The sequence below is a fragment of the Corallococcus praedator genome (assembly GCF_003612125.1).
GTDB lineage: Bacteria > Myxococcota > Myxococcia > Myxococcales > Myxococcaceae > Corallococcus > Corallococcus praedator.
Map to the genome: position 1 here is coordinate 1 of NZ_RAWI01001325.1, position 401 is coordinate 401.

The 401-nt window shown below is 66.8% G+C and carries 2 protein-coding genes; both read right to left on the reverse strand.

Translation table 11 applies throughout. The annotated features are described in order from the left end of the window. Positions 1-207: hypothetical protein (locus D7Y13_RS47555; RefSeq protein ID WP_208734738.1), on the reverse strand; the 207-nt coding region annotated here is incomplete at its 3' end. Positions 208-217: 10 nt separating this feature from the next. Then, positions 218-401, reverse strand: a 184-nt coding sequence (locus tag D7Y13_RS46640; protein ID WP_158626266.1) for a hypothetical protein, incomplete at its 5' end; no start/stop codon positions are given.

Sequence of the window (401 nt, forward strand, 5' to 3'; positions counted from 1 at the left end):
CGGTCCTGCCGCGAGATGCATCACCACATCCACGCAAATCGCGGCCACAGCATAAGCTAACAACCACGGCCACGCGGAGAGCACGAGGCTCGCGCCTTTCTCCCGCTGCAGCACGCGATCCGCCGCCGCGAGTTGGCGGGCGAGGGGAGCGATCGCCTGCTCCGCGGAGCGGGTCGCAGCCTGCGGTTCGGCGAGGGTGGTGCTCATAGAGTGTGGTTCAGCACAGCCCCCAGCGGCGGCGCAGGTACCAGTCGGCGGCGAAGAGTAGGCCGGTCAGCCAGAAAATCCAGATGCGATCCCAGGCGCTGGTTAGCTTGGTGAGCGGTTCGGCGGCGGTGGGCTCATCTTTGAGTTCGGCGAGGAGTTTGCCGAGTTCGTCGGGTTTGAGTAGGCGGCCGCCG